Genomic DNA, 23,483 nt, shown 5'->3' on the forward strand with positions numbered 1-23,483 from the left:
CTATCTAGTGAAATTTTTTGCTTTGAAATTAAATCTTCAGGTCTTATGGCGACTATCGCTTGCTGAACGGCAGCTTAATGCAGTGATAAATACTGCCCAAATTGCTTTTTAATTTCGTTGCGTCTCAATTTCCCGTTATCGGTTAGCATCTGATTACTCAGTGAAAATGGCTCGGTGGATCGATACCATTGCTTAATTTGGGCATAGTCAGGCATGCGATCATTGGCTTTTTGTACCGCTTGCTGCAACATGCCATCCGACACATTGTCTTTGGCATAAATCACGGCAGAAAGATAAGGCTGTGCTTCACCAAAAATCGCAATCTGGTTAATTTCTGGCTCACTAGAACCATTGGATTCCACCCATTCCGGGGAGATATTGCGCCCAAAACTGCTGACAATAATTTGCTTAATCCGTCCCGTAATAAACAGATAACCGTCTTCATCAAAAAAGCCTGCATCCCCTGTATGAATCAGCGGATCAACAACCTCTTCGTTGAGATAGCCTTGCATGGCATTGCCACGAACGACCACTTCACCATTGTCTGCAATTTGCACATCCACATGGGCTAAAGGCTTGCCCACGCTGCCAATCTTTTTGGCATTGGGCAAATTCAAACTGACCACTGAAGCGCATTCTGACAGCCCATAACCTTCATAAACGGGTAAGTTCAACTGTTGCGACTGCAACAGCAAATCGGTCGATACCTTGCCACCACCAACCGCAATAAATTTCAAACTTGGAAAAGCTTGTGCACCATACTGCTGAATATATTCCACCATTGCCTTGAGCATTTGCGGCAATAAAATCACGCTCTGAATCTGATACTGTTGCACAGTTGCTGCAAAGTTTTCCACCTTAAACTCATGATTCGAGATCAGTCCAAACTGGCTGACATTACCAACTACAATTGAACGTCCCATATTCAAGGCTACATAAATACCGGCAATATTTTCCAGCAAAGTCGCAAAGGGAATCAGACATAAATGTCGTCCCAACTGGCTCGACTGTAAGGCTGTACTCAAGGATTCTGTAATCGACTGAATAGTTTCTTCTGCCAGACATACTCCTTTCGGTGTGCCCGTACTGCCTGAGGTATAGGTAATCTTTGCAGGAACGACTGAATCTGTAGGCGCGGATGCAGCAACATTTAAACAAATAAAAGTCCCTAAAGCCTGTTCGGCAGCCAACAATTGTTGAATACGCCCTTGTTCACTCAAGCTATGCAGCCATGTATGGTTTTTTGCCACACAATCGAGGTGATACGCTGAAATGGTCAGATTGACATCTGCCATAAAAATCGTATCGACCGCGCTGTCTTGGAGTAAATGTAAAATCTGTTGCGCACTAAAAAACAAAGGAATCGGGATCACGGTAATCCCAACCTTCTTAGCAGCCAAATCAATCAACACCCAATCGATACTGTTCATGCCCCAGATCGCGAGTTTCTGCGTCTGTAACTGTACAAGTTCCTTACTTAGCAGTTCTACCGCATTGTCCAGTTCTGCATAAGTCACGCTGCGTGCTTCGGTGACAATCGCTTCACGTTTAGGGCTTTGCTTCGCGTATGCGGCAATGACATCAAAAAGTTGATTCATACCCTTCACCCACTGATTGCAGCATGATTAATCTTAAAATCATAATGTTGTTGAGTCACAGCCAAAGCATCTGCAACATTAATCGCCAAGACCAAAGGTTTTTGCTGGTAGTAATTTCCCCATTGTTTTTGGGCTTCGCCCAATACTTCAGGATTGGCTTTCTCTAGAATTTGAAAATGCAGACCCATTTGCTGTAACACATAGCGCACGGCAATTGTCCCCGTACACACCGCCCACTCCACCTCCGCTACGGTCAGGTAAAACACCAAAAATGCCACGATCATTTTGGCATATTCCATGTTCTGTGATGCCAAATTGCCAATTTCGACAATCTTGTCGCGGGCGACATCGCGCTGAATCATGTTCTTCAAAGTTTGTTCAATTGGCTGTACCAGATACTGTTCCAAAAATGCCTGATGCGATTTCAACGGCTCAATGCCAATTGCCACTTGGGTTTGATGCTTAAATTCCCCCACAAATAAAGTGGACGAGAAATGTGACAAGGTGGCTTTATGCATTTCCTGATACTTGGTACTGATGAAGCTTTCCACCTGTTTACGCTCGGTTTGATTTTCTTGCACAGCATGTATGTGCAGCATCATATTTTTTTGATGTGACACAACTCGATAGGTTTTCTGGTCGTGTAATTCATTCAAATATTCTAGTCTTAATACAGAATTTTCATAAATTTTATGATTTTTATAATAATTCAGACCACCATATGTAGTTGAAAAATTTTTCCCAAAGATGAATGTCGTCATAGTCATCTCGCCATAAATTGATTCATTTAAAAATAAGTTTTGAAACTTAAAAATTACTTAAATCTTTATGACAATTTTGTGACAACACCAGTCACACTATTAAATTATAATATTTATTATCAATAACTTATAAAATTTAAATAAACTTGTATCACAGTTAAGATACAAAACAATATATTAAAACATAAGATATAAAAATCTAACTGAAAATTGTTATCTTTTACACTATTTATTCCGAAATTCGACCAATACTTAAATATAGATAAATGTAATACAGGATAGATAAAACATACTCACTTAAAATAATCATATTTTATAAAAATATATAAATTTTAAAACCTTGAATCATGCTTATTTTTATTCAAATGAATGATATGAATCGAAATGGCGATCCAGCTTTGTCAATTCCAAAACACTGAAAAAATGATCCATAAATAATGTATAGACCCATAACGGATCATCTCGTTATGGGTCTATGAATGGCGTTGATTAAGCTTGCGCTAATGCAATGGCTAAATCACCTGCACCTTTTAATTCCGAGACCTGCCCATCCAAAGGCTGACTAAACTGAATACGCTTAATCTTCGAGGCTTTTTCTTCATTGAAGACAGGAATTTGGCTCATGGCAAATTCAGACAATGCGGTAATGGTTAAGGACGGATTGACCCCCAAATTACCCGGCACAATCGAACCATCGAGTACACGTAAATTCTTATAGCCAAAGACTTGTCCTGTAAAATCAACGACACCATTAGATTTTTCACTACCCATTGGCACACCACTCATAATATGCGCTGTGGTTGGCGTACCCAATATAATTTCGGTGAGTGCCGAACCCGGTTCTCCACCTAGCTTTTCTGCAATCAATTTGGTGGCTTTTTCAGCCGCAGGAAATGAAACCGTGAGCGGTGTATCCTCAGTTTTTTGGACTGCAGTAATGCTGTTTTTAAACAAGCGATACCACTTACGACGCCATTCCAAATGAATGAACGCCTCCGACTTTTGCATCACCAATAAAATAATCGAGTTTTTGGCTTTACCCTTATAACGTAGGACTTTGTATGTTTTCCACGGATGTAACAGTGTATTGAACACAAACTTCATAAAGCGGATGAAACCTTGCCCTGTCACCATTGGCACATAAGGAATGTAAATCCAAGAAGCATCTGCCCCTTCAGGGAAACGTGTGACTTCAATATTGGTATCAGCATCCACAGAAATAAAGGAACTGATCGCCACACCATCATCCAGTCTTTCACGCGTGTTGTTGGCTGTGGTGAGGGTTTCAGAATTGGTGCGAATCTCTTGCCCTAAGAGTTTCGAGATATTCGGTAAAGTCTTGTGTTGATCCCGCATTTTGAGCAGCATTGGTACAGTACCCATGACTCCCGCGGACAACACTACTCCTCGACTGCGCAAACGATACTGACGCACCTGTTTGCCTAGAGTTTCTTTCACGATAATTTCATACCCATCACTGCCATCTTCATTCAGTGGGGTAATTTTTATCACTTCAGAGCTTGGACGAATCTCTACTCCATTACGTTCGGCAAAATACAGATAGTTCTTCATCAGGGTATTTTTGGAATTATTACGACAACCCAACATGCAGGCTCCGCAATAATTGCAGGTTTTGCGCTCTGGTCCATCCCCATTAAAATATGGGTCTTTCACCGCCTTGTTTTGCTGACCATCGACTTGCGGGAAAAACACCCCTGTCGTGACTGTTTTAAAAGAATTGGCATAACCCATCTCTCCTGCGACTGCTTTTAAAGTATGGTCAGCCACATTGGTATAGGTATTATTGGCGGTTCCCAACATACGCTGCGCCAAACCATAAAATGGCTTTAAGGTTTCTTTCCAGTCTTTACGAATTTTGCTCCATGCCTCGGACTCAAAAACTGCATCGGGTGGAATCAAATGTACATTGGCATAAATTTGTGAGCCGCCACCGACACCCACCCCATGCAAGATGGTGGTCTTGCTGGTAAAGGTAAATTGCATGGTGCCTTTAAATCCGAGTTCAGGCATCCATAAATAATTTTTGGTATCTAAATTGGTGGTTGGAAAATCTTGGTCTTCACGGCGCAAGCCTTTCTCCAAGATCAAGACTTTATAGCCTTTTTCGCTTAGGCGTAAGGCACTGACTGATCCACCAAAACCAGATCCAATCACAATCTGATCAAAGTCAAAATGTTGATTACTCATTCTATTAACTCCTTTAATAGCTCTTTTTTCCTTTTTTAAACATGACTTTCCCCTGAGCTTCAAAAATGAGGTTTGAAGCTCGCAGTCAGGTTTAAGTGTTTAACCTAAAATTTAAGATTTCATACGAATTAAAAAATTCAGTACCCAAGTCGCAAACTTGCCATACGGTGGTGCCAGAAATTTCAAACTTGAAAAACCTGCCTGATAAAACACTGGACGCATTTTCGAGAAGGTCAGAAAACCTTCATAACCATGATAATGTCCCATGCCACTGGCGCCCACGCCACCAAAGGGTAAGTCATGCTGTCCTACATGAAATAACGCATCATTCACCGATACCCCACCCGACATGACACGACTGATGTAAAACTCAACTAATTTTTTATTGTGACTAAATGGATAAAATGCCAATGGTCGATCACGCTGTACAATGTAATCCACTACCTGTTCAGGCGTTTGATAAGTTTTCACCATCAAAATTGGACCAAAGGTTTCGCGCGTATCAATTTCCATCTCTTCATTGCTGTCAAGTACCAAAGTCAACGGAATCTTGCGTGTTGCAGCATCAGCGTCTTGTTGATTGAGATTAATTAAGGTCGCCCCCTTGGCTTCAGCATCGGCAAGACTATGCATTAAACGCTGATAAGCACGATCATCAATCACGGAGGTGTAATCTTTACTGAGGATATCAGGCACATGTGCTTGCACCCAAGCCTTGGCTGTTTGAATTAATTCCTCTAATTTCGATTCATGCACAAACAGATAATCGACATTGGTACAGATTTGCCCAGCATTAAATTGCTTCACAAACATAATCCGTTCCACTGCTTTTTCCATTGGATATTCAGGATCAATCACCGCTGGAGATTTCCCACCCAGCTCCAAAGTTACTGGCGTTAAGTTCTGCGCTGCGGCTGCCATGACCTTACGCCCTGTTGCCCCTGAACCTGTAAACATCAAGTGATCAAAGGGTAATTTGGAAAATGCGATGCCAACTTCACCTGTCTCATCAAAAATTTGCAGCTTCTCTTTGGCAAAATATTTAGGGCTAATTTCAATTAACAATTTTGCCAAATGTCTTGAATTTTCCGACATTTTGACCATGGCCGTATTGCCCGCAGCAAACACGGCGGACAATTGCGAGAACATCAAATTGATTGGGAAATTCCACGGCACAATGATGCCAATCACGCCTAAAGGTTGTGGAATCAAACGGTTCTTGGCGCCGAAGTACATGCTGTGATCGACTTTACGCTTTTGTACCTTGGTCCATTGGTTTAGATGTTTAATGCTGCTATTAATGTCATCTGTCGCTGTAATAATTTCTGCCAGTAAGGTTTCATGACGTGAACGGTTGCCATAGTCCCGATTTAAAGCTTCAACAATGGCTTCACGATGATTATTAATCATGGCTTTTAAATTGAGTAAATGCTGCTTTCTTTGCGCATTGCTTTCAATACCCTGTTGATGAAAACTCGCGCGCTGCAATTGGAAGCAGTCTTGTAGGGTCTGCTCGATCATGGTTTGCACGATATGAGACTGTACTGTAAGTTGCATAGACTTTCCTTTTAACAGCTAAAATGGCAATTCAATATTTTTTTTATGCCTAGTTGGAGGGAATCTCTTATCCTACTTTATCAAATTACTTGCATTCGGCTTGACTTTTTAGGACACTGACTTGATCTTTTAGGACAAAAGGAATCTTGTCATGGCGAGTTATATTCGTGCAGCCAGCCTCGGTGGCTTCGAAGAATTGGTGCGTAGCTATGGAATTAATCCTATCGAAATATTAAAACAGGTCGGGATTTTGCCTTCTTTACTGCGCGATCCAGATTCTTTTATTCATTATGACCATTATTTAAGTTTATTAGAAAATGCTGCAATTCGCTGCCAAGAGGAATGTTTTGGCTTAAAACTGGGTGCATCACAAAATATTAGCACGATTGGTTTAATTGGCGTGTATATGTCCCGACAAGCGACCATTCTGGATGCGTTAAGCGTGGCACAGAAATATGTCTATCTGCATGCTGAAGGCATTGTTTTTCATGTGTCTCAGGTCAATGCTCAACTGTGTAAACTGACCTTTGTTCGTCTGAGTGAATACAATACCGATGTCCCGCAAAAATCCCAACTGGCCATCTGCCTTGTTGCCAACATCCTGAAAGATTTAATTGGACCTGTCTGGCATGCTGAAAAAATTAGACTGAAACAACATGCACCCAAACAGCCTAAAGTATTTACTGCGCATTTTGGTTGTGAGGTTCAGTTCGAAACGGATGAAGACGCACTGTATTTCCCCGCCAGCTTTTTAACGCATAAGCCTTATGCCTTTAATGAAGATTTGGTCGATCAACTGATTGTGCAACAACTCGAAACCCAAAGCAGCACCAAAGGTGATGATGATACCGCTTTAATTGAAAGTTCGGTGCGCATGCTCATGGCCACAGGTGACTGTAGTATTGAAAATATAGCCTTATGTATGGGGATGCATCCCAAAAAATTACAGCGACTGTTAAAAATGCAAGGGACAACTTATCGGGACTTACTCGAAAATGTTCGCAAGAAAGAAGCCGTTCGCATGATTGATTCGGGCAATGTCAGTCTGACCGATCTGGCGCTACAGCTTGGTTATGCAGAGCTTTCAATTTTCAGCCGTAATTTTAAACATTGGTTTGGTATGAGCCCTTCTGAATGGCGCGAGAAACATAAACTCGCACTGGCCCATTAAAACCATGACTTGTGATTTACGATGTCTTGTCATTTACAGTGCTTTGTTTGCTTTCAATCCTGTGCCAACTGGCATCTGCTCACGGTCATGCTACCACGTTGAATTCTCGCTATAGCACACGCCCTATTCACCTTAAATTATTAATATTAAACATAGACTTGTAGCATTAAAAACATTTCACAAAAATCAATATATAAAAATATAATATATTGATAAAAAACATGGTAATTTAAAACAAACCCATACAAAAAATAAGGTGATTTACCATGAGCTACACCGAATTGACACAAGAAATTTCAGCCAATATCAAAAGTATGCGTGAGCAATCTCCCGATCTAATCAAGAGTTTTAATGCGCTCTCGCAAGCTGCCATGAAAGATGGCATTTTGGATGCTAAAACCAAAGAATTGATTGCTCTCGCCATTGGCGTTGCCAACCGTTGTGATGGTTGTATTGGTTTCCATGTGCGTACCTTGATCAAAATGGGCATGAGCTTTGAAGAACTTAATGAGGTGCTGGGTATCGCTGTGTATATGGGCGGTGGACCATCCTTAATGTACGCTGCCAATGCCGTGACTGCATTTAATGAGTTTAGTCATGCAGAATGATTCCGAGATGCCTATAAAGAATGAGTGGGATGCTCGCTATGCCGAGCAAGATCATCTTTATGGTCGTGACGCCAATGTGTTTATTCAGCAGATCGCTCAAACAGTGGATATCTCAGGCAATACCCTTGGACTTGCCTAAGGTGAAGGTCGTAATCTGCTGTATTTGGCTGACTTGGCAAAACAACAGCAACGCCCCTTTCGCGCTGAACTTTGGGACTATGCACAAGTTGCACTCGATAAAGCACAAAGCCATGCGGATGAACGCGGCATCACACTCCATACGCATAAAGAGGATTTAACGCAGGCAAATTGGCAAGCAAATCAGTATGACAACATCATCTGTGTATTTGGACATTTTGATGTGGTCACTCGTCAGCAAGTATTGCAAGGTGTTCGCCACAGCTTAGTTGATGGCGGATGGTTTATTGGTGAAGTTTATTCCACAGAACAGCTTGCCTATCAAACGGGTGGTCCGCGGGTCAAAGCAATGCTGTACAACCCGATAGAATTTCTAAATCATTTTCAACACGATCATATTCAGCACTTTTTTGTCGGTGAAGTTGAGCGCTTTGAAGGACAGCTCCATCATTGCTTATCACACGTCATTCAATTTGCAATCCAGATCCGAAAATCCGCAGTATCTGAATAAGCAACAGCACAGGATGATCATTCATCCTGTGCTGTTTGAGTTTTCATCTTCAGGTTTTGCTTGGTTGTCTTAAATTAGCAGAAGGACTTAATCAAACCAAAGCTTTCGCCAACATTGAAATCGCCACCACAATCACGGTAATGGCAAAAATCTTTTGAATAATGCTGGCGGGTACCAAGTTGCTGGCTTTACGCCCCAATAACATCCCGACGATACAGGCAATCACAAAAGTGGCTGAAATGCTGTTCGGATACTGAAAACCATCTAGAACATGAATTGAAATACTCACACCGCCAATCAAGAAGATGATCATCAGTGAAGTGGCAACAATACTGTTCATGTCTAAATCTGTAGCTTTACGCAATGCAGGTACAATCACAAAACCACCACCGACACCAAGCAGCCCAGTTAACAAGCCTGCCACCACACCAATAAAACCCAACACCGAAGCGGTTTTTACATTCCAGATGAGTCGTCCCGTCGATTTGTTTACCTTACAAGGCGGATTCGCCATATCATTAACTTTGTTGAAAAAGACCCGATACGCCACCACCAACATCACCAGACTAAAAGCAATGCTCAACCAGACGGGAGAAACAATATTGGATAGTTGTACGCCATAACGTGCCGAGGGAATACTGATGACCGCAATCCAAATCGCGGCACGATAACGCACGATTTTTTTCAATAAACCCTGAATCGTACCCACGAAAGCCGACAAGGTCACCGCCAATAAGCCTACAGGTGCTGCCTGCGCCACACTCCAACCCTGACTCGCCATCAGCGCTGGAACTGCCAAAATGCCGCCACCAGCACCAGTCATACCAAGCAAACATCCTATTGCCAAGCCTTCTAAAACTAACAACCACATGTTGTTTAACCTCATTTAAGCATTGCTGGACCCAATATTGAGATAAAGCGTCCCTGACCTATCTGAAAATTGACAGATAGGTGCCCGTGTTTGAAGGAATCTGTTAAATATTAGCGTTTAGGTTTAACCAGCCATTCATGCCCTTTCAGCATGCCATCCCAATACATTGGCGGTAAGATTTTCTCTTTCAATAACCACGCCATGCGGGTTGGCTGTTCACCATCCAGTAGCCATTTTGGAAAGCTTGGCAGTAACTTTCCGCCATAGCCGAACTCTGCCAGTACAATTTTTCCACGCTCTACGGTCAGTGGACATGAGCCATAACCGTCGTATTGGGCAAACTTGGAACCACCTTGCAAATACTCCAGCACATTCACAGCAACAATCGGTGCCTGCTTACGCGCTGCCGCTGCTGTTTTAGCATTTGGCGCATTCATGACATCACCCAAGGCAAATATATGCGGGTATTGGGTATGCTGTAAGGTGTTTTGATCGACACTGACCCAACCTGCCTGATCGACCAGATTACTCGCCCGAATAAAATCTGGCGCTTGCTGCGGTGGAACCACATGCATCATGTCGAAATCGGTTTCAACAATCTGACTGTTTTCACCTTGCATTTGCTTAAACCAAGCACGTTTTTGCGAACCATCGACCTTGATTAATTGATGATTAAAATGCAAATTTGCATCATAACGTTTGACATATTCCATCAAGGCAGGCACATAAGCGGCTACACCAAACAGTGCTGCACCTGTGTTGTAAAAATCAATCTGGATGTCTTTGAGTACACCCTGCTTTAGCCAATGATCCGCAGATAAATACATGGCTTTTTGCGGTGCTCCCGCGCATTTAATTGGCATCGGCGGTTGGGTAAAAACGGCCTTACCGCGTTGCATGTCTCGAACCAACTGCCAAGTATAGGGTGCTAGGTCATAGCGATAATTCGAAGTCACGCCATTCTTGCCCAGTGTTTCGACCAAACCCTCAATGCCATGCCAATTCAGTTTTAATCCAGGACAAACCACCAAAGCATCATAATTCAACGGCTTGCAGCCTTCCAATAACACCTGCTTATTGTCAGGATCAAAAGCAGCAACCGCGGCTTTAATCCATTGCACTTGTTTTGGAATCAAACTTGCCATGGTGCGTACAGTTTTTTCAGGCTTAAAAATCCCGCCACCGACCATGGTCCAGCCCGGTTGGTAGTAGTGAATTTCTGCAGGATCAATAATCGCAATATCCAAATTCGGCTGGCGTGAAAGCAAGCTCGATGCCACTGAAATACCCGCTGCGCCACCACCGACAATCACCACACTAAACTTCGGAATATGCTCTTGTGCATGTGTCGATTGCTTTAAAATGCGTGGCACCACACCTTGTAAGTCATAGCCTAACGTTTTTGCTGTCAGCAGCATTTGATCTAAAGTCTGATCGGCCACTTGGGACAATGCCCACAGGGTGATGGAACGTGTACCTGATCGGCAATATGCCAATAACGGCTTTTGCGCTTGCTGATACAGCTGCTTAAATTCTTCAGCCTGCTCATCTGTGACCTTACCGCTCACCGCGGGCAAGTACTGAATCTGAATGCCATAAGGTTTCAAGGCTTGTTCAATTTCAATCACATTCGGTTGATCAGGACCTTCACCATCTGGACGATTACAGAAAACCGTTTTAATACCACGTGCTGCGATCAGTTCAATATCTTGTGCAGTGATTTGATCGGCAACCCAAAACTCGGGATTGACTTGTTTCAATTGCATCTTGATTCTCCTTTACTGACCACATGCTTTATTGGCAGGTAATGCGATATCAATTTTTTTCGGATAAGGGAGATTTAAATTATTCATGATTTCGACAAATTCAGCTTTGCTTTTGCCTGCACCCATACGTGAATTGTGCAGGCGCTCTTGTCCAACCGTCGACGCCAAGCGCCCTTGATAATCATGTCCCGGATAAACGATGGTTGCATCGGGCAAGGTGAAAATTTGAGTATGAATGCTGTCATACAAGGTTTCAGCACTGCCTTCCTGAAAGTCGGTCCGTCCGCAACCATCAATCAATAAAGCATCACCTGTAAATACCATGCCCTCTGCAACATAACTGGTGCAGGCATTGGTGTGTCCTGGGGTATAACGGGCTTCAATGGTGATTTCGCCAATTCGAATTGCGCTTCGATCCGATATAAAAATGTCACCACAACTCACACCTGAGTTACGATGCAATACAGTTTTACAGCCAAACTTTTCACGTAATAGATTGGCAGCAGTCACATGATCGGCATGCACATGCGTATCCAAGCTGTACACCAAGTTTAAGTTATGCGCTTCTAAATACTGGCTATAGACTTCAATTTCAGAAGCAACAGGATCAATCAGTACTGCTTCACGTGTCTGTTCTGAAGCCAAGAGATAAGTATAAGTTGAGCTTTCTACTTCAAAAAATTGATGAAAGATCATGTTGCAGCACCCGAATAAATACGTTTCTTTATTCATAAATTGCAAACACAATGCCAACTTTTAGCTTTTTTAATTATATTAATAAAAAACAATATATTAAGAATTAATTTATGATTTCTAACATTCTACGTATTTCATCTTTGTTTCATATTATGTTTCAATAAGAAACAACTGAAACAAATAGTGAAACATCATGCCGACCCTCAGTTTTGCTTTACAAACTCAGCTAGAATTTTTTTTAGAACAATTACAAAGCCTTATTGATGAAAGTTTGATCTTCATTCTGGAACAGCACAGCCAAAATTTCATATATGAATATGGCACCTCTGAGCTGAATAAAAGAACTATTGCTGCATTAAAAACGTCTATTCTGAATACTGAACAGCAGACTGGAATGGCTCAACTCGAGGAATCCGCTTCACACTATTTATTGACCCGAAAAAAACTTGAAGTGCTTGACCAAGCATTTATAGGTGAAATTTTTCTATTTCAGCCTGTTACTTTAAATAGCGTAAAACCAAAAGCTGAAAAACTGTTATCTCTCGCAGAGACCTTTCATAGCCAGTCAAGCGCTATGCAGCATATGTTCTCGATTATTGAACGGGTGGCAATTACCGAATTTCCTGTGTTGGTTCGCGGTGAATCCGGCAGTGGTAAAGAACTCGTAGCCCAAGCCATTCATGATTATAGTCAAAGAAGAAAGCATCCGTTCATTGCGATTAACTGTGCTGCGCTGAATGCCAGTTTATTGGAAAGTGAACTGTTTGGACATGTGAAAGGTGCCTTTACTGGTGCCATTCGTGAACACAAAGGCGTGTTTGAACGTGCTGCTGGCGGCACCTTATTTCTGGATGAAATTGCCGAAATTCCACTGGAACTACAAGCCAAATTATTACGGGTACTGGAAACAGGCGAATTTACCCCATTGGGTGGAGAAAAATCCCTAAAAGCCAATGTCCGAATTATTGCCGCGACTCACCGCGCTCTACGTGAAGAAGCAAAATCAGGGCGTTTTCGACAAGACTTACTTTATCGCTTAAGAGTCATTCCAATCTTCGTGCCCCCCTTGCGTGAACGTAAACAAGATATTCCTTTAATTGCCGAGTTTCTGCTGAATGAACATCGGACCTCTACGCAAGCGCCTAGCCTTTCTTCAACTGCTCTGCAAACCTTAATGGACTATGACTGGCCAGGAAATGTGCGTGAACTGAAAAATACCCTGTTGTATGCGCTAGCAATGGCAAATGGACGATCCGAAATTGATGTATCGGATTTACCCGATGAGATTATTCACGGGCTACAAGATGCTGGATCTGAGCCGCAAGTAATTGAACAAGCAGCTCTCCTCAATTCAACCAAAATTGATGCCCATACCTTGCAACAAACCCTCAAAAAATATCAGTATGATTTAGGACTTGCAGCACAAGCCTTGGGTATTAGCCGTACCAGTTTATGGCGTTACCGCAAAAAGTTTGGTTTATAACGGTAATTGCAGAGAGGATTTTCGACAGTGTAAATGTGACATGCGAAACTATAGTTTGTCTAAGATCAATGCTTTCCCCACTCTTGCAATGTATTTAATTACTCCAATACAGTCGCAGTCGCTGCATTACGCCTTGATCTGACTTTTTGAGCAGGTTGTCATAATCAAGCTGAGCTAGTTCTTGCATGAATGCCAGCCAAATTTGACGCTGCGCTAAACTCGAATCTCGTACAGGACCTAAATAATGCGTCTTCACTGATCCAACACCACAAAACTTCAATGTGGTGTCTTTGAGTTGCCGTGTACTTGGTTCGCCAAAATACCATTTATAGGTCCAACCCGCCTGATCTAAGGTGGTAATGATTCTGGCCGTTTTGTCTTTTAAATGCCCGCGAATCCGATTACTGTTTTCAAAATAGCTAAAGGCTTGGCTAGGAAGAAATAAGCGATCAATAAACCCTTTACTGACTGCCGGTAAGCCGCCCCACCACACAGGAAAAATCCAAACCAGATGATCCGCACTCATAATTTTTTCCCACGCGGCTTGTAAATCGGGTTCAAGTTCCATCCGCTGTTCATAACCAAATTTTAAGTTGGGTTCAAAATTTAATTTCCCTATTTCAATGACTTCAACCTGAACATCAGAAGGCACGGCTTCAATATAGGCTTGCATTAAAGCATGATTAAAACTGGTTGATGATGGATGGGCGTTAATCACCACGATTTTTCTTTTCAGCTGCTTATTCATCTTCTTCTCTAAGTGAGTACAAACACTTTTTCAGATATCATCTGTTATCTGAAATACACCTAGCAAAAATAACGCATTCAATTTAAGATATCAAGTGATATCTGAAGTACAAATTAATTTATGAAACCAGCAAAAATTTCGCGCGATGAAAAACAGATTCAGACAAGAAATCAGTTAATTGAAGCAGGCTTTCACCTTATTTCCGAACAAGGTTATAGTGCGGTCTCTATTCGGAATATTTCAAAATACGCAGGCTATACTCAAGGTGCTTTTTACTCTAATTTTGAGCACAAAGAAGATTTCTTATTGACCTTATTGAAAATTCAATTTGAACAAGAAAACCTGCAATTACAAAAAATGATCACGCAAACACATTTGCCGCAAGATGGTTTAATGGCGGCACTTGAACAGTGGTTAATTGATTTTTTTCAGAATGATGAATGGCTGAAAATTTCCATTGAATTGCAATTGTATGCGGCACGTGACCAAGTATTTTCTAATGAATACCAAAAGGTTTGGCAGCAGCATCGTTCGCAAATTCTAGACGTTTTACTGCAACTCATTCCTAATTTTTCAGCAGCCGAACCAGTTCAACGTGAAGCCAAGCTCCTTGAAATTATTTCTTTAAGTTATGGCTTGGCTCTGCAATATATGATTTTTAAAGATGACGTCCATAAATATGTCCACATTATGCTGCAACAACTGAACCTGATCATGCCTTCACATTAATCCATCTCACCTCCTTTCCCCCAGCCCACTCTTGCATGTTCAGCACTGCATGAAAGCTGCACAGACTGGATAAACATCTGGAAAAAGTGGATAGAGGCAAGCGCTCAATCGCGTTTCAATCAAGCTAAAGCTGATTGACAGAAGGATTGAGCACATGACCTCATCGAATTTACAACAATGGAATGACTTGGTGGATGGATGCATCGACTTCCGCCCACAGGACGGTGTTTTCCGTGTCGCACGAGATATGTTTACCCAACCAGAACTGTTCGATCTGGAAATGGAATTCATCTTTGAAAAGGTCTGGATTTATGCCTGCCATGAAAGTGAAATTCCCAACAAACATGATTTTTTAACCGTACAAATTGGTCGCCAACCCATTATTTTCAGCCGTGATGGCAATGGTGAATTACACGCCATGGTTAATGCTTGCGAACACCGTGGTGCAACCCTGACCCGCGTTGCCAAAGGCAATCAATCAACCTTTACCTGCCCGTTCCATGCATGGTGCTATAAATCTGATGGGCGCTTGGTTAAAGTCAAAGCTCCGAATGAATATTGCGAAGATTTTGATAAATCTACCCGTGGACTGAAGCAAGGACGTATTGCGAGTTACCGTGGTTTTGTCTTTGTGAGTCTAGATACGCAAGCAACGGATAGCTTAGAAGAATTTTTGGGCGATGCCAAAATCTTCCTCGATTTAATGGTGAATCAATCGCCAACTGGTGAACTGGAAGTGCTGCAAGGCAAATCGACCTATACCTTTGCAGGCAACTGGAAATTGCAAAATGAAAATGGCTTGGATGGTTACCATGTCAGCACCGTTCACTACAACTATGTGTCCACCGTACAGCACCGCCAACAAGTCAATGCCGCTAAAGGCGGAGAAATGGATACCCTTGATTACAGTAAATTGGGCGCTGGCGATGCTGAAACTGACGATGGTTGGTTTAGTTTTAAAAATGGTCACACGGTGCTATTCAGTGATATGCCAAACCCTGCTGTACGTCCGGGTTATGAAACAGTGATGCCGTATATGCAAGAAAAGTATGGGCAAAAATATGCTGAATGGGCCATGCATCGTTTAAGAAACTTGAACCTGTACCCGAGCTTGTTCTTTATGGATCAAATCAGTTCACAACTCCGCATTGTGCGCCCCCTCGCTTGGAACAAAACTGAAGTGATCAGTCAATGCATTGGCGTGAAAGGCGAATCTGAACAAGCGCGTCGCAACCGTATTCGCCAGTTTGAAGATTTCTTCAATGTTTCTGGTTTGGGTACACCTGATGACTTGGTGGAATTCCGCGAACAACAAAAAGGCTTCCAAGCACGACTGGAACGCTGGAGCGATATTTCACGCGGTTATCACGCTTGGGAATACGGTCCAACCAAAAACTCGATTGATTTAGGTATTGAACCCGTTATCACTGGACGCGAATTTACCCATGAAGGTTTATATGTCAATCAGCATGGTCACTGGCAACGCCTGATGCTGGATGGCTTCAAGAAAAAGTCACTGAAAATGCTCGATATTACCTTCCAGAATCAAAACCAAATGGATGAGGTGTAACCATGTCACAAGAACTCCAATTTGCAGTTTCTCAATTTTTGTATAAAAAATCAGAATTTTGCGATAAATACGACTGGGATGCCTATCTCGATCTTTATGATGAAGACAGTGAATATCACATTCCGCAGTGGATTGACGACCACAATTACGTGCAAGATCCGAATCAAGGCTTGTCCTATATTTACTATCCAGATCGCTCAGGTTTAGAAGACCGCGTATTCCGTATTCGTACAGAAAAAGCTGCATCTGCCAGCCCGTTACCACGGACTTTTCACAGCATTAACAATGTGCAAGTGCAGACCCGTGAAGATGGCTTGATCGAAGCCAAAGTCGCTTGGCATACCCTGTATAACCGTCAAGGTTTAGAAGGTGCTTTCTACGGGCATGCCACTTACCTGCTGCGTCCAACAGAACAGAGTTTCAAAATTCGTCGTCAGCACAGTATTTTGCTGAATGACAAAATTGATTCCGTTCTCGACTTCTACCACGTCTAAGGAGCAGCGCATGGGACATTCTGTTGCACTGAATTTTGCCGATGGCAAAACCTTTTTTATCTCGGTCAACCAAGACGAATTGCTGCTCGATGCAGCAGTTCGTCAAGGCATCAAGTTACCGCTGGATTGTCGTGAAGGCGTATGTGGAACTTGTCAGGGACAATGCGAAACTGGCTTGTATGCGCAAGACTATGTCGATGAAGATGCCTTAACGGAACGTGATTTGGCAGAGCGTAAAATGCTGGCGTGCCAAACCCGCGTTCAATCGGATGCTGCTTTTTATTTTGATCATGATTCGAGTATTTGTAATGCGGGTGAAAGCCTCAGCATTGCAACCACAGTGACCGCAGTTGAGCTGGTTTCGGAAACCACTGCCATTTTGCATTTGGATGCAAGCAGCTTTAAATCGCAACTGCAATATCTACCTGGGCAATATGCTCGACTACAAATTCCAGAGACCGAGGATTGGCGCTCCTATTCCTTTGCCAATCGCCCCAATGTCAATAACCAGTTACAGTTTTTAATTCGACTGTTGCCCGATGGCGTGATGAGCAATTACTTGCGTGAGCGTTGCCAGATTGGTCAAACTTTACTGATTGAAGCACCTTTAGGCAGTTTCTATTTACGTGAAGTACAACGCCCGCTGGTCTTTGTCGCTGGTGGTACAGGTTTATCGGCATTTTTAGGCATGCTCGACAATTTGGTTGAACAACCGAATACCCCACCGATTCAACTGTATTACGGTGTGAATACTGAATCTGACTTATGTGAGCAACAACGCCTGCATGCTTATGGTGAACAGTTCCCGAATTTCAGCTACCACCCAATTGTGACCAAAGCTTCAGACACGTGGCAAGGTAAAGCGGGTTTTATTCATGAACATTTGAATAAGGATCAATTGGCGGAGCAGGCATTTGACATGTATTTATGTGGTCCACCACCGATGATTGAAGCGGTGAAAAGCTGGCTGGATGAGCACGACTTACAAGATTATCGACTGTATAGCGAAAAGTTTTTACAAAGTAATACTGCTCGCGTTTAATTCCAATTGCGAAGGAAAATCAACGAGAAGATGAAGAGGATTTCAGCATGGTAATAATTACAGTTTGATTCGTCTGACTGATTCTTGTGGTTTATGATTTTTTCATGTCTGCTTATGCCCTCTTTCTACCTTCAGGAGAAAAAAAAAGACATATCAAACAAATTTTATAATGCCTCATCCATGATGAGGCATTTTTGATTAATCCAAGTTTTTAGAAATATTCTCAGTACGATAAATTTCTTCAATACAATCCAGAATCTTTGGAATATACGCACTTTGGTCCATATTCCGCATCGACAATGAAATTGGGCTATAGGCTTCCAAATCCAAAATATCCAGATACTCCACATTCTTCATGCCAATTTCACAAGCACTTTCAGGAATGAGACACACACCCTCACCCGAAGCCACCAGCCCCAAAGCCATATGAATTTCACGCACTTCTGTCCACTTGGTTGGAATTAAACCCAATTGGGTAAACATGGCTTGAATGGTGGTCGAGAAATTGGGCTTTGGCGTGTTCGGATAAGAAAAAATGGTTTCATTCACGATTTGCGATAAATACACCCCTTTATCCTGAAAATCATTCAAAGGATGCTTTTTAAAAATTGCCAGTTTCAATTTTTCTTTACGTAACAATAGCCTTTTAATGGCAGGGTCACTAATCGGCAGTCGACCAAAACCAATGTCGATTTTACCCAGCTTTAGCGCCTCGACCTGATCTCGGGTGCTACATTCAATCAATTCGACTTGAATCTCTGGATTTTTTTGTCGGAATAAATAAATGATTTGCGGCAATAAACCATAGAGCAATGAACTGACGTAGCCAATTTTGACACTGGTATTCACTGCATTGATTTTCTTGATCATGCTGGTGGCTTGTGCCGCATGCGTTAAGATCTGCACCGCATGCTGATAAAAATATAAACCGGCCTCAGTGGCTTTTAAAGGTCGAGACCCTTTTTCAAACAGATCGATTCCGAGTTCTTCTTCTAATTTTTTAATTTGGCGGGTTAATGGCGGCTGAGCAATAAACAGCTTTTCCGCAGCTTTGGTAAGACTTTGCTCCTCAACCACGGTCACAAAATATCTTAAGTGTCTTAATTCCATTAACATACCTTTTTAGTATTTAAAAATACCAGTTCATATCTATTTTAGGCGATTACATTCTTCTATGGTATACAAACAAGTTCGAAACAGTTGAAACTTCATGTATAAAAGCATAGAAACTATACTCGTGGATATCCCAACGATCCGCCCGCATCAACTGTCTGTGACGACGATGCGTATACAAACACTGGTTCTGGTAAAAATTACAACCACGGATGGTTTTATCGGTTGGGGCGAAGCCACCACCATTGGTGGGCTAAATTATGGCGAAGAAAGCCCAGAAAGTGTCAAAGCCAATATTGATACTTACTTTGCACCATTACTGACTTCAGTAAAAGAGCTAAATGTTGCTCAAACCTTAAAACTGATCCGTAAAAATATTAATGGCAACCGTTTTGCCAAATGTGCCATTCAAACGGCACTGCTGGATATTCAAGCCAAGCGTTTAGGCTTACCGATCAGTGAATTACTCGGTGGTCGTTTACGTGACAGCTTACCTGTACTGTGGACACTGGCTTCTGGCGATACTGAAAAAGATATTGCTGAAGCGAAGAAGATGATTGAGCTGAAACGCCATAACACCTTCAAACTCAAAATCGGTGCACGTCCGTTACAACAAGACGTTGACCATGTGATTGCGATTAAAAAAGCCTTGGGTGCAGACATTAGTGTACGAGTTGATGTCAATCGTGCTTGGTCTGAACTGGAATGTATTCGTGGTATTCAGCAACTTCAAGATGGTGGTATCGACCTGATTGAACAACCGTGTGCCATTCAAAATACGGATGCTCTGGCACGTTTAACCCAGTGCTTTGATGTTGCGATTATGGCAGATGAAGCATTAACAGGACCTGACAGTGCTTACCGCATTGCAAAAAGTCATGGTGCAGATGTGTTTGCCGTCAAGATTGAACAATCGGGTGGTCTGCTCGAAGCCTGTGAAGTGGCCAAAATTGCAGGATTGGCTGGTATCGATTTATACGGTGGCACCATGCTCGAAGGTCCGATTGGCAGTATCGCTTCTGCGCATGCCTTCTCGACTTTTGAAACGTTGGCATTTGGCACCGAATTATTTGGCCCACTGCTGTTAACCGAAGAAATTTTAAAAACGCCACTTCGTTATGAAAACTTTGAACTTCATCTGCCAACGGGTGCAGGTTTAGGCATCGAAATTGACGAAGATAAAATTGAACAACTACGACGCAAAGATAAGGAAGCTGTAAATGTTATTTCACGTACGCATGGATGTGCATATTCCGCTTGATATGCCACTTGAAAAAGTCAATGAAGTGAAAGCCATTGAAAAAGCATATTCGCAAGAGTTGCAACGTGCTGGAAAATGGCGACACATCTGGCGTATAACAGGTCAATACTCCAACATCAGCATTTTTAATGTTGAAAGTAATGAAGAGCTGCACAACATTTTACAAGGGTTGCCGCTGTATCCATTTATGAACATTGAAGTGATGGCGTTAAATCGTCATCCATCTTCCATCCGTGAGGATGATTCATAAGGTTTAAAGCTGTAGCACAATAAAACCGAATTTCAATAGCAACAAGGACTGTGGCATTAAAAAAACCAGCTAAAACAATAGCCAATAATAATGCCACGCATAATCTACATACTTCAGGAGATATAGTATGAACCGTCAACAAATTGATGCTCTCGTTAAGCAAATGAATGTCGATACGGCACAAGGACCAGTTGATGCACGCATTCAGCAAATTATCGTTCGTCTGCTTGGCGACTTGTTCCAAGCCATTGAAGATTTAGATATTCAACCTTCAGAAGTTTGGAAAGGTTTGGAATATTTCACTGATGCAGGTCAAGCCAATGAATTAGGCTTGTTAGCCGCAGGTTTAGGTTTAGAGCATTATTTAGATTTACGTGCTGACGAAGCTGATGCTAAAGCAGGCGTGACGGGTGGTACACCTCGTACAATCGAAGGTCCATTATATGTTGCAGGTGCACCTGAAACAGTAGGCTTTGCACGTATGGATGATGGCAGTGAATCAGACAAAATTGATACTTTAATCATTGAAGGTATTGTCCGTGATGCGGATGGTCAAATCATTGAAAATGCCAAAGTCGAAATGTGGCATGCCAATAGCATGGGCAACTATTCTTTCTTTGATAAGTCTCAATCTGAGTTTAATTTACGTCGTACCATTTTGACTGATGCAGAAGGTCAATATACCGCTTTAACCACGATGCCTGTCGGTTATGGTTGCCCTCCTGAAGGCACCACTCAAGCAGTACTGAATAAGTTGGGTCGTCATGGCAACCGTCCTTCGCATGTGCACTACTTTGCCTCTGCCCCTGGTTTCCGTAAGTTGACGACTCAATTCAACATTGAAGGTGACAAATACCTTTGGGATGACTTTGCTTTCGCAACCCGTGATGGCTTAGTCGCAACTGCTGTTGACGTAACGGATCCTGCTGAAATTCAACGTCGTGGTTTAGACAAACCGTTTAAACACATCACATTCAACATTGAGTTGGTTAAAGATGCTGCTTCTGCACCTTCAACTGAAGTAGACCGTCGTCGCGCAGTAGCGTAACGCTTAAATGATTCAAACATGAATGAGCTAAGAGAATGCTTGGCTCATTCCAATTTAGTTTCCAATTAACACTGCAATTTTTATTTCCAACTCCCCTTTTCGACTTTTGATATTTGCACGAATGAAGCAGATCCGAAATCCATGTATGGGTGCTTTACATGATCAATAAATCCTCGACTTCAATTCATGAAGTTTTATCCCAAATCACCGACGGCTCAACCATCATGATTGGTGGTTTTGGTACAGCAGGACAACCTGCAGAACTGATCGATGGTTTAATTCAACTCGGCATTAAAGACTTAACGATTGTCAGCAACAACGCAGGCAATGGCGACTATGGTCTGGCGAAATTACTCAAAGTCGGTGCAGTGAAAAAAGTCATCTGTTCTTTCCCACGTCAGTCAGATTCTTGGGTTTTCGATGAACTCTATCGTGCAGGCAAAATCGAACTGGAACTGGTGCCTCAAGGCAATTTAGCCTGCCGTATTCAAGCTGCAGGCATGGGACTCGGTGCAGTCTTTACTCCAACAGGCTTTGGTACCTTATTGGCTGAAGGCAAAGAAACCCGTCACATCGACGGTAAAGATTATGTGTTGGAATATCCGATCAAAGCCGACTTCGCTTTGATTAAAGCACAGCAAGGTGACCGTTGGGGCAATCTGGTCTATCGTAAATCTGCACGTAACTTTGGTCCGATCATGGCCATGGCAGCAGGTGTGACCATTGCTCAAGTGTCTGAAGTTGTGGAACTCGGTGAATTAGACCCAGAACATATCATCACCCCGGGCATCTTCGTTCAACATGTGGTGCAGGTACAACCTGAACCTGTTGCTGTGTAATCAGGAGACTTTCATGAGCTATCAAAAACTCAGCCGCAACCAGATTGCTGAACGTGTGGCACAAGATATTCCGGATGGTGCCTATGTGAATCTTGGGATTGGCTTGCCGACCAAGATTGCGAGTTACCTGCCAAGTGACAAGGATGTGTTCTTGCATTCTGAAAATGGCTTATTGGCTTTTGGTCCACCACCAGCGGCAGGTGAAGAAGATCCTGAGCTGATCAATGCTGGTAAAGAATATGTGACCATGCTGCAAGGCGGTGCCTTTTTCCACCATGGTGATTCCTTTGCCATGATGCGTGGCGGTCACTTAGATATCGCAGTCCTCGGTGCGTTCCAGATTGCCGCCAATGGTGATTTAGCGAATTGGCATACCGGTGCACCGGATGCAATTCCTGCTGTCGGCGGTGCCATGGATTTAGCCGTGGGTGCCAAGAAAGTATTTATCACCACCGATCATGTCACCAAACAAGGTGAGCCGAAGATCGTGGCAGAACTGACTTACCCAGCGACAGGCTTGAAATGTGTCGATCGTATCTACACCGATCTATGTGTGATTGATGTTACGCCTGAAGGCTTAACAGTGATTGAGAAAGTGGATGGCTTGAGCTTTGCAGAATTGCAGGCGATGACAGGTGCTCCGCTGATTGATGCGACATATTAACTGATTAGTTTGAAAATTTAATTGTTTTAATAAGGTCATTGCCTCGAATACTGGTTCAAGCAAAAACGTTCCGTGTAGGCGATACCCTTACTTTTCAGAGATGAAAAGTAACAAAAATCTTTGTTGGGCTGATGGTATATCCATATACCACAGTCCAACGGGCGGCATCCATTCCGCCATCGAGAAATACTGAATGGAACGCTTTGAATACGGTTCTTGCTTATTAAGATTTGGATTTTCCCCGTAATTCACTATCGTGACAGGCGACATGGATGTCGCCAAGTTGAACAGGGAGGCATGGAAGCCTCCTCTGTTCAACAAAGGTTTTTGGTCACTTTTTTAAAAAAGTGACAAGAT

22 protein-coding genes and 1 pseudogene are annotated in these 23,483 nt (G+C 42.5%); 14 read left to right on the forward strand and 9 right to left on the reverse strand.

Annotated elements, in window-relative coordinates; genetic code table 11:
* Window positions 1–74: 74 nt before the first annotated feature.
* From ACWQ4X_RS08075 to ACWQ4X_RS08090, 4 genes are all read right to left on the reverse strand, one after another.
* Window positions 75–1,598 (reverse strand): AMP-binding protein, encoded by a 1,524-nt coding sequence (locus ACWQ4X_RS08075; protein WP_457903279.1) that lies wholly within the window; start codon window positions 1,596–1,598, stop codon window positions 75–77.
* A gap of 5 nt (window positions 1,599–1,603) precedes the next feature.
* On the reverse strand, window positions 1,604–2,359 hold the full coding sequence (locus ACWQ4X_RS08080; protein WP_457903280.1) for a thermostable hemolysin: 756 nt from the start codon (window positions 2,357–2,359) through the stop codon (window positions 1,604–1,606).
* A 489-nt stretch (window positions 2,360–2,848) separates the two neighbouring features.
* Complete coding sequence (locus ACWQ4X_RS08085; RefSeq protein ID WP_457903281.1) at window positions 2,849–4,567, reverse strand: GMC oxidoreductase; 1,719 nt, start codon at window positions 4,565–4,567, stop codon at window positions 2,849–2,851.
* Between the two features lie 111 nt (window positions 4,568–4,678).
* Complete coding sequence (locus ACWQ4X_RS08090) at window positions 4,679–6,124, reverse strand: coniferyl aldehyde dehydrogenase (protein WP_457903282.1); 1,446 nt, start codon at window positions 6,122–6,124, stop codon at window positions 4,679–4,681.
* 151 nt (window positions 6,125–6,275) lie between these two features.
* On the opposite strand from ACWQ4X_RS08090, the gene ACWQ4X_RS08095 reads away from it, so the two are divergent.
* From ACWQ4X_RS08095 to ACWQ4X_RS08110, 4 genes and pseudogenes are all read left to right on the forward strand, one after another.
* Window positions 6,276–7,295 (forward strand): AraC family transcriptional regulator, encoded by a 1,020-nt coding sequence (locus ACWQ4X_RS08095; protein ID WP_457903283.1) that lies wholly within the window; start codon window positions 6,276–6,278, stop codon window positions 7,293–7,295.
* A 266-nt stretch (window positions 7,296–7,561) separates the two neighbouring features.
* On the forward strand, window positions 7,562–7,903 hold the full coding sequence (locus ACWQ4X_RS08100; protein WP_457903284.1) for a carboxymuconolactone decarboxylase family protein: 342 nt from the start codon (window positions 7,562–7,564) through the stop codon (window positions 7,901–7,903).
* 7 nt (window positions 7,904–7,910) lie between these two features.
* Window positions 7,911–8,042, forward strand: a complete 132-nt coding sequence (locus tag ACWQ4X_RS08105; RefSeq protein ID WP_457903285.1) for a hypothetical protein — start codon at window positions 7,911–7,913, stop codon at window positions 8,040–8,042.
* Window positions 8,043–8,054: 12 nt separating this feature from the next.
* A pseudogene (locus ACWQ4X_RS08110) lies at window positions 8,055–8,552 on the forward strand (class I SAM-dependent methyltransferase); the annotation flags it as partial.
* Window positions 8,553–8,643: 91 nt separating this feature from the next.
* On the opposite strand, the gene ACWQ4X_RS08115 reads toward ACWQ4X_RS08110, so the two are convergent.
* From ACWQ4X_RS08115 to ACWQ4X_RS08125, 3 genes are all read right to left on the reverse strand, one after another.
* On the reverse strand, window positions 8,644–9,423 hold the full coding sequence (locus ACWQ4X_RS08115; RefSeq protein ID WP_457903286.1) for a sulfite exporter TauE/SafE family protein: 780 nt from the start codon (window positions 9,421–9,423) through the stop codon (window positions 8,644–8,646).
* A gap of 110 nt (window positions 9,424–9,533) precedes the next feature.
* Window positions 9,534–11,189, reverse strand: coding sequence for a TIGR01244 family sulfur transferase (locus ACWQ4X_RS08120; RefSeq protein ID WP_457903287.1), 1,656 nt, complete (start codon window positions 11,187–11,189; stop codon window positions 9,534–9,536).
* Window positions 11,190–11,201: 12 nt separating this feature from the next.
* Window positions 11,202–11,885 carry an MBL fold metallo-hydrolase gene (locus ACWQ4X_RS08125; protein ID WP_457903288.1) on the reverse strand — a complete coding sequence of 228 codons (684 nt, stop codon included), beginning with the start codon at window positions 11,883–11,885 and terminating at the stop codon, window positions 11,202–11,204.
* 193 nt (window positions 11,886–12,078) lie between these two features.
* On the opposite strand from ACWQ4X_RS08125, the gene ACWQ4X_RS08130 reads away from it, so the two are divergent.
* Window positions 12,079–13,368, forward strand: coding sequence for a sigma-54 interaction domain-containing protein (locus ACWQ4X_RS08130; protein ID WP_457903289.1), 1,290 nt, complete (start codon window positions 12,079–12,081; stop codon window positions 13,366–13,368).
* Window positions 13,369–13,462: 94 nt separating this feature from the next.
* Here ACWQ4X_RS08130 and ACWQ4X_RS08135 read toward each other — a convergent pair whose 3' ends face one another.
* Window positions 13,463–14,116, reverse strand: coding sequence for an NAD(P)H-dependent oxidoreductase (locus ACWQ4X_RS08135; protein ID WP_457903290.1), 654 nt, complete (start codon window positions 14,114–14,116; stop codon window positions 13,463–13,465).
* 120 nt (window positions 14,117–14,236) lie between these two features.
* Between ACWQ4X_RS08135 and ACWQ4X_RS08140 the strand changes: the two genes are divergently transcribed.
* The 4 genes from ACWQ4X_RS08140 (at window position 14,237) to antC (ending at window position 17,951) form a co-directional block, all read left to right on the forward strand.
* On the forward strand, window positions 14,237–14,845 hold the full coding sequence (locus ACWQ4X_RS08140; protein WP_457903291.1) for a TetR/AcrR family transcriptional regulator: 609 nt from the start codon (window positions 14,237–14,239) through the stop codon (window positions 14,843–14,845).
* Window positions 14,846–14,999: 154 nt separating this feature from the next.
* Window positions 15,000–16,415 (forward strand): anthranilate 1,2-dioxygenase large subunit, encoded by a 1,416-nt coding sequence (gene antA, locus ACWQ4X_RS08145; protein ID WP_457903292.1) that lies wholly within the window; start codon window positions 15,000–15,002, stop codon window positions 16,413–16,415.
* A gap of 2 nt (window positions 16,416–16,417) precedes the next feature.
* Window positions 16,418–16,909 carry an anthranilate 1,2-dioxygenase small subunit gene (antB, locus tag ACWQ4X_RS08150; RefSeq protein WP_457903293.1) on the forward strand — a complete coding sequence of 164 codons (492 nt, stop codon included), beginning with the start codon at window positions 16,418–16,420 and terminating at the stop codon, window positions 16,907–16,909.
* A 10-nt stretch (window positions 16,910–16,919) separates the two neighbouring features.
* On the forward strand, window positions 16,920–17,951 hold the full coding sequence (gene antC, locus ACWQ4X_RS08155) for an anthranilate 1,2-dioxygenase electron transfer component AntC (RefSeq protein ID WP_457903294.1): 1,032 nt from the start codon (window positions 16,920–16,922) through the stop codon (window positions 17,949–17,951).
* A 198-nt stretch (window positions 17,952–18,149) separates the two neighbouring features.
* On the opposite strand, the gene ACWQ4X_RS08160 is transcribed toward antC, so the two are convergent.
* Window positions 18,150–19,061 (reverse strand): LysR substrate-binding domain-containing protein, encoded by a 912-nt coding sequence (locus ACWQ4X_RS08160; RefSeq protein WP_457903295.1) that lies wholly within the window; start codon window positions 19,059–19,061, stop codon window positions 18,150–18,152.
* Between the two features lie 100 nt (window positions 19,062–19,161).
* Between ACWQ4X_RS08160 and ACWQ4X_RS08165 the strand changes: the two genes are divergently transcribed.
* The 5 genes from ACWQ4X_RS08165 to ACWQ4X_RS08185 all read left to right on the forward strand — a co-directional run bounded on the left by ACWQ4X_RS08165 (window position 19,162) and on the right by ACWQ4X_RS08185 (window position 23,126).
* On the forward strand, window positions 19,162–20,325 hold the full coding sequence (locus ACWQ4X_RS08165) for a muconate/chloromuconate family cycloisomerase (protein ID WP_457903296.1): 1,164 nt from the start codon (window positions 19,162–19,164) through the stop codon (window positions 20,323–20,325).
* Window positions 20,285–20,575, forward strand: a complete 291-nt coding sequence (gene catC / locus ACWQ4X_RS08170) for a muconolactone Delta-isomerase (RefSeq protein ID WP_457903297.1) — start codon at window positions 20,285–20,287, stop codon at window positions 20,573–20,575. Before ACWQ4X_RS08165 ends, catC begins: the two co-directional genes overlap by 41 nt.
* A gap of 127 nt (window positions 20,576–20,702) precedes the next feature.
* On the forward strand, window positions 20,703–21,623 hold the full coding sequence (catA, locus tag ACWQ4X_RS08175; protein WP_457903298.1) for a catechol 1,2-dioxygenase: 921 nt from the start codon (window positions 20,703–20,705) through the stop codon (window positions 21,621–21,623).
* A gap of 158 nt (window positions 21,624–21,781) precedes the next feature.
* Window positions 21,782–22,462, forward strand: a complete 681-nt coding sequence (locus ACWQ4X_RS08180; protein ID WP_457903299.1) for a 3-oxoacid CoA-transferase subunit A — start codon at window positions 21,782–21,784, stop codon at window positions 22,460–22,462.
* Between the two features lie 13 nt (window positions 22,463–22,475).
* Window positions 22,476–23,126: a 3-oxoacid CoA-transferase subunit B gene (locus ACWQ4X_RS08185; RefSeq protein ID WP_457903300.1), complete on the forward strand. Its 651-nt coding sequence runs from the start codon at window positions 22,476–22,478 to the stop codon at window positions 23,124–23,126.
* Window positions 23,127–23,483 lie beyond the last annotated feature (357 nt).

Source organism: Acinetobacter sp. NigerLNRRAM0016 (assembly GCF_054112845.1).